4 protein-coding genes are annotated in these 6,000 nt (G+C 72.8%); 2 read left to right on the forward strand and 2 right to left on the reverse strand.

The window, feature by feature from the left end:
• Positions 1–135: 135 nt before the first annotated feature.
• The gene (locus tag AC5WS8_RS36930) at positions 136–1,713 is read left to right on the forward strand and encodes an ArnT family glycosyltransferase (protein WP_496107858.1); all 1,578 of its coding nucleotides are present in this window, start codon (positions 136–138) and stop codon (positions 1,711–1,713) included.
• A gap of 94 nt (positions 1,714–1,807) precedes the next feature.
• Here the strand turns inward: AC5WS8_RS36930 and AC5WS8_RS36935 are convergent, their stop codons facing one another.
• Both AC5WS8_RS36935 and AC5WS8_RS36940 read right to left on the reverse strand, forming a co-directional pair.
• Entirely contained in the window at positions 1,808–3,022 is a 1,215-nt protein-coding gene (locus AC5WS8_RS36935) for a cytochrome P450 (protein ID WP_496107859.1), read from the reverse strand.
• A gap of 46 nt (positions 3,023–3,068) precedes the next feature.
• On the reverse strand, positions 3,069–4,277 hold the full coding sequence (locus AC5WS8_RS36940; protein ID WP_496107860.1) for a cytochrome P450: 1,209 nt from the start codon (positions 4,275–4,277) through the stop codon (positions 3,069–3,071).
• 360 nt (positions 4,278–4,637) lie between these two features.
• Here AC5WS8_RS36940 and AC5WS8_RS36945 point away from each other — a divergent pair.
• On the forward strand, positions 4,638–6,000 hold a 1,363-nt coding region (locus AC5WS8_RS36945), incomplete at its 3' end, for a type I polyketide synthase (RefSeq protein WP_496107861.1).

A 6,000-nucleotide genomic window follows, 5' to 3' on the forward strand; every position in this document is an offset into this window, starting at 1 on the left:
TTCGGCCGCGACGGCCACCGCACGTGGGCCGCTGCTGCCGCCAGGGTGGCTTCGACCGCGACCGTCACGGCGCGCGGACGACCGCCCCCACGACCCGGCACCAACCCCCGACCGCAAAGGATCGAGGACGTCACGATGCCCCCCACCGCCCCGGACCGGGCCGTCCCCTCCGACGGCGGACCCGGCCGTTCCGGGACCGCCGTCCGGCCTCCGGGCTCCCATGCCCCACCGGACCGTCTGCCCCCGTTCGCCCTGCTGCCGGTGTCCGTCGTCGCCGGCGTGACCGCCGCGCTGCTGCTGCTCACCGCGCGCCGGTTCGGGTACTTCAGCGACGAGCTGTACTTCCTCGCCGCCGGCCGCCACCCCGCCTGGGGTTACGCCGACCAGCCGCCGCTGCTGCCCCTGCTCGCCCACGCCATCGACACCCTCGCGCCGGGCTCGCTGCTGTGGCTGCGCGCGCCGGCCGCCGCCGCGACCGCGCTCGGCGTGCTGTTCAGCGCCCTGATCACCCGCGAACTGGGCGGACGGCGGGCCGCCCAGACGGCCGCCGCGGGCGCGCACGCCGTCTCACCGGTGATGCTGCAGATGGGCCACCTGCTCATCACCGCCACCCTCGACATCTTCCTGACGACCGTCACCACCTGGCTGCTCGTACGCTGGGTCCGCACCCGGCGCGACCGGCTGCTGCCGCTCCTCGGCCTGATCGCCGCCGTGTCCCTGCAGGTCAAGTTCCTCAGCGTCGGTTTCTGGGCGGTCCTCGCGGTGGCGCTGCTGCTGGCGGGCCCCCGCGCCCTGCTGAGCCGCCCCCTGCTGTGGGCGTCGGCGGCCGGCGCGCTGCTCACCGCGGTGCCCGGGCTGCTGTGGCAGCACCGCCACGGCTGGCCGCAGCTGGCCATGGCCTCCGTCATCTCGAAGGAGGTCGCCGCCGACGAGGGCGGGCGGTCGCTGTTCCTGCCCACGGTCCTGTCCGCCGCCGGACTCGTCGGCGCCGCGCTGCTGTGTGCGGGACTGCTACGGCTGCTGTTCGCCCGCGGGGCCCGCCCCCACCGCTTCCTCGGGCTGACCTTCGTCGGCCTGTGCGCCTGCTACCTGTACGTCGACGGTCGGCCCTACTACGTCGCCGGGCTCTTCCCCGTCCTGTGGGCGGCCGGCGCCACCGCACTGCAAGGCCTGCGCACCACCCGGCCGCGCCTGTGGGCGACCGGCCTCGCCTACGTGCTGTCCGCGGCGCTCGCCGTGCAGGTCCTGCCGGTGTACCCGGTGCACCGTCTGACCTCCCCCTCCGCCGACCGGCTTGCCCGCGAGACCGTCGGCTGGCCCGACCTCGCCGCCTCCGTGGCCCGCGTCCACCGCGCCCTGCCGCCCGGTCTGCGCCGACGCGCCCTGGTCGTCACCGACCGCTACGACCAGGCGGGAGCCCTCGACCGGTACGGCCCCGCCCTCGGTCTGCCCCGGCCGTACAGCGGCCACCGAGGTTACGCGTACCTTCGCCGTCCCACCGACGACTCCGCACCCGTCGTGTTCGTCGGCGCCGACGCCCGCTACCTGCACCGGTTCTTCACCGGCGTGCGCCGGCGCGGCACCGTCACCAATGCCGAGGGAGTCCACAACCTCAACTGGGGCGCCCCGATCTGGCTCTGCGAGGGGGAGCGCGCACCGTGGCGCACCCTGTGGCCGCGACTCTCCCACCTGGACGCCGACTCGGCGGGATGACGCCCGCATGAGGCGGACGCAAGGGGACCGGGGGGCGGTCCCTCGCGGGATCGCCCCCCGGTGCGCGCGGGGCCGGCGCGCCCGCGCACATGTGTCAGCCCCAGGTCACGGGCAACGCGTAGACGCCGTAGTGCATCGCCTTGTCGCGCAGCGGGATCTCGTGGGGCTCGACCGCGAGCCGCAGGTCCGGGAAGCGGTCGAACAACTTCTGGTAGCCGAGGCGCAGCGTCGCCCGCGCCAGGTGCTGGCCCAGACACTGGTGGATGCCGAAGCCGAACGCCAGGTGCCGGCGCGAGGGCCGGGTGACGTCGAAGACCTCCGGGTCCTCGAACTGATCCGGGTCCCGGTTGGCGGCCGGCAGCGACAGCACCACGGTCTGCCCGGCCTCGATGGTCCGCCCGTCGATCTCCACGTCCTCCAACGCGACCCGGCTGGCGCCCATGTGGGAGATCGTCAGGTAGCGGAGCAGCTCCTCCACCGCCCGCTCCATCAGCTCGGGCCGCTTGCGGATCTTCTCCAGCTGCTCCGGGTGCTCCAGCAGCGCGAACGTGCCGAGGCCCAGCATGTTCGGGGTGGTGTCCAGGGCGCCGCCGATGGTGATCCAGGCGATGTTCGCCAGCTCCTCCTCGGTCAGCTCCCCGGTCTTCACCAGCTTGCCCAGCAGCTTGTCGTTGGGCTCGGCGAACAGCTCCTTCACGATCCGGGCCAGCGTCTGGTCCAGGGCCGTGTTGTGCTCGATGAACTCCTCGAGCGTGTAGTCGATCCGCATGATCGCGGAGAAGTGCTTGTCGAGCTCGGCGATGTCCTCCTCGGGGACACCCATCACCGAGTGCACCGACCGGTGGACGACCTTCTGCACGAATGCCGGCAGCAGGTCCACCGGCGGTTCCAGCTCGGCCATCTCGTCGAGCACGCCGTCGATGATCCCGGCGAGCGTCGGCTCGTACTCCTGGATCCTGCGGACCGTGAAGAAGCCGGTCAGCAGACGCCGGTAGCGAGTGTGGTCGGGCGCGTCCATGCGGACGAAGGAACCCGGCGGCGACGGCTGGGGGTCGTAGTTCTCCACCTCGAACGGCGGAGACGCCACCAGCGCCAGCAGCTCGGCGCGGTGGCTGAACCGCGGGTCGGTCATGATGGCCCGCACGTGCTCGTGCCGGGTCACGAGCCAGCCGTCCTCGCGGCCCGGCGCGATGTCGAACGTCAGCGGGCTGATCGGGTCTTCCTCGCGCAGCCGGCGGTACTCGGGGTCGGGGTCGAAGGGGCACTTGCGGTCGGTCGGTATCACAGGGGGTTTCGGCTCGAAGGCCATGGGACTCCTCCGTCTGATGGGGGTTGCGTCCGCCCGGGTGCGCCGCTCAGGCCCGTCGGACCGTCAGCGGCAGCTGCCGAAGACCGAAGACGTTGACACGGTTGTCGAAGTAGGACAGCGGGCTGTCGCGGTCCACCCGGATGTCGGCGTACCGGTCGAGCATCAGATTGAGCGCGATCTGCCCCTCCATACGGGCCAGCGGGGCGCCCAGGCAGTAGTGGATGCCGTGCCCGAAGGCGAGCTGCCTGGCATGGGACCGGCCCGGCACGAAACGGTCCGGCTCGGGGAAGACCCGCTCGTCGCGGTTGGCGGACAGCAGCCAGAGGTACACCATCGTGTTCTCCGGCACCTTCTCCCCGGCGATCTCCACGGGCGCCGTCGGCACCCGCTCGATCTTCAGGAACGGCGGCCGCAGCCGCAGCACCTCCTCGGTGAAGGGGGCGATCTGCGCGCGCTCCTCGCGCAGCCGGCCCAGCTCCCCCTCCTCCTGGTCGAGGGTCAGCAGCATGTTGCCCAGCAGCACGGCCGTGGTGACATGACCGGCGAGCAGCAGCAGCGCGGCGAAGCTCACCACGTCCTCGTCGTTCAGGCGCTCCCCGTCGACCTCCGCCCGCACCAGCAGGCTCATCAGGTCGTCGTGCTCGCGCGCCCGCCGCTCGGCGACGTGCCCGCGCAGATAGGCGTCCAGCTCCTGCACGGTCTTACCGAGGACCTCCGCGCCCTCGGGCGTCTCCCAGTTCACCGTCAGCAGGTTGTCGGCCCACACCTGGAACAGCGGGCGGTCCGAGGGCGGCACACCGAGCATCGAGGAGATCACGATCACCGGCAGCGGATTGGCGAACGCCTCCACCAGGTCGAAGCGGTCGGCGTCGGCCAGACCGTCGAGCAGCTCGGTGGCGACCTCGGTGATCCGCGGTGCCAGCTCGCTGATCATCTTCGCGGTGAAGACCTTGCTCACCAGCCGGCGCAGCTTGCCGTGTCGGGGCGGGTCCAGCAACAGCAGCGTGCCGCCGGGCGGCCGGCGCTCGCCGTTCGACAGCCGGGTCACCGTGTCCGAGGAGAACGTCGCCGGATCGGCGGTGATCCGCTGTACGTCCTCGTGCCGGAACACGTGGTAGCGGCCCTCCGGATCACGCCACACCGGCTGCTCGTCGCGCATCCGCCGCAGCCAGGCCAGCAGTGTCGCTCCGCCGTCCAGGCCCACTTCGGGCGGCGCGGAGACCTCGGGGCCGGCGGGATCGGGCTCGGCTGTCATCGGAAGAACCCCTCTCTTCAGGGCAGTCCGCACGGGCGGCGGGGGCGGGAGCGACCCCAGGGCAGCACGAGCCCCGGAGCCGGGGCCACAGACGCCGCCGAACTCTAGGGATTTGCCGGTCCCCGCCGATGACCGCGGCGCCCGGGGCAACTAGGGGATTTTTCAGACTCGGAGGTCAAGCGGCCGTCGACGCCGTGCGCGCCTCCAGACTTGGCCGGGTTCGACGTGTTCGAAAAGCCATGCGGACCGCGTGGGTGTCCGAGCCTGAGGAGAGCCGGTGCTGTCTAGCGTCCCGAGCGCAGCGGGCCTGCCGTCGGTCGGGTCCCCCGTGGTGCGCGACCCGAGCCTGGGGGCCGAGCTGTGAGCGAAGACCGCCTGCGCGACTATCTGAAGCGCGTCACCGCCGACCTGCACCGCACCACGAGCCGGGTGCGCGAGCTGGAGGCCAGGGACCACGAGCCGATCGCCGTCGTGTCCATGGCGTGCCGCTACCCCGGCGGTGTGCGCACCCCCGAGGACCTGTGGCGCCTCGTCGCCGACGGCCGCGACGCCATCACCCCGTTCCCCGAGGACCGCGGCTGGGACGTCGACTCCCTGTACCATCCGGACCCCGAAAACCCGGGCACCTGCTACACCCGGGAGGGCGGCTTCCTGCACGACGCCGCCGACTTCGACCCGGACTTCTTCGGCATGTCGCCGCGCGAGGCCCTGGGCACCGACCCGCAGCAGCGCCTCCTGCTGGAGATCTCCTGGGAGGCCCTGGAACGCGCCGGGCTCGCCCCCGGCAGCCTGCGCGGCAGCTCCACCGGAGTGTTCGTCGGCGTCATGTACAACGACTACGGCTCCCGCTTCGACGTGCCGCCGCCCGGCCTCGAGGGCTTCATCGGCAACGGCAGCGCCGGCAGCATCGCCTCCGGCCGCGTCGCCTACACCCTCGGCCTGGAGGGCCCGGCCGTCACCGTCGACACCGCCTGCTCGTCCTCGCTCGTCGCCCTTCACCTGGCCTGCCGGGCGCTGCGCGCGGGGGAGTGCTCGCTGGCCCTGGCGGGCGGCGTCGCCGTCATGTCCACCCCGGTCACCTTCACCGAGTTCAGCCGCCAGCGCGGACTCTCCCCCGACGGCCGCTGCAAGTCCTTCGCCGAGGCCGCCGACGGCACCGGCTGGGGCGAGGGCGCGGGCCTGCTGCTCCTGGAGCGCCTGTCCGACGCCCGCCGCAACGGGCATCCGGTGCTCGCCGTGATCCGGGGCAGCGCCGTCAACCAGGACGGCGCGAGCAGTGGCCTGACCGCCCCCAACGGCCCCTCCCAGCAGCGGGTCATCCGGGCCGCCCTGGCGTCGGCGGGCCTGGCCCCGGCCGATGTGGACGCGGTGGAGGCCCATGGCACGGGTACGACGCTGGGCGACCCGATCGAGGCGCAGGCGCTGATCGCCACCTACGGCCAGGACCGCGAACGCCCCCTGTGGCTGGGCTCGGTGAAGTCCAACATCGGTCACACCCAGGCCGCCGCCGGTGTAGGCGGCGTCATCAAGATGGTCATGGCGATGCGCCACGGAGTGCTGCCCCGCACCCTGCACGTGGACCGGCCGTCCTCGCACGTCGACTGGTCCGCCGGGGCAGTCGAACTCCTCACCGAAGCCCGCGACTGGTCGGCCACGGAGGACCGCCCGCGCCGCGCGGGTGTCTCCGCGTTCGGCGTCAGCGGCACGAATGCGCATGTGGTGT

The sequence above is a fragment of the Streptomyces sp. PTL18 genome (genome assembly GCF_059510295.1).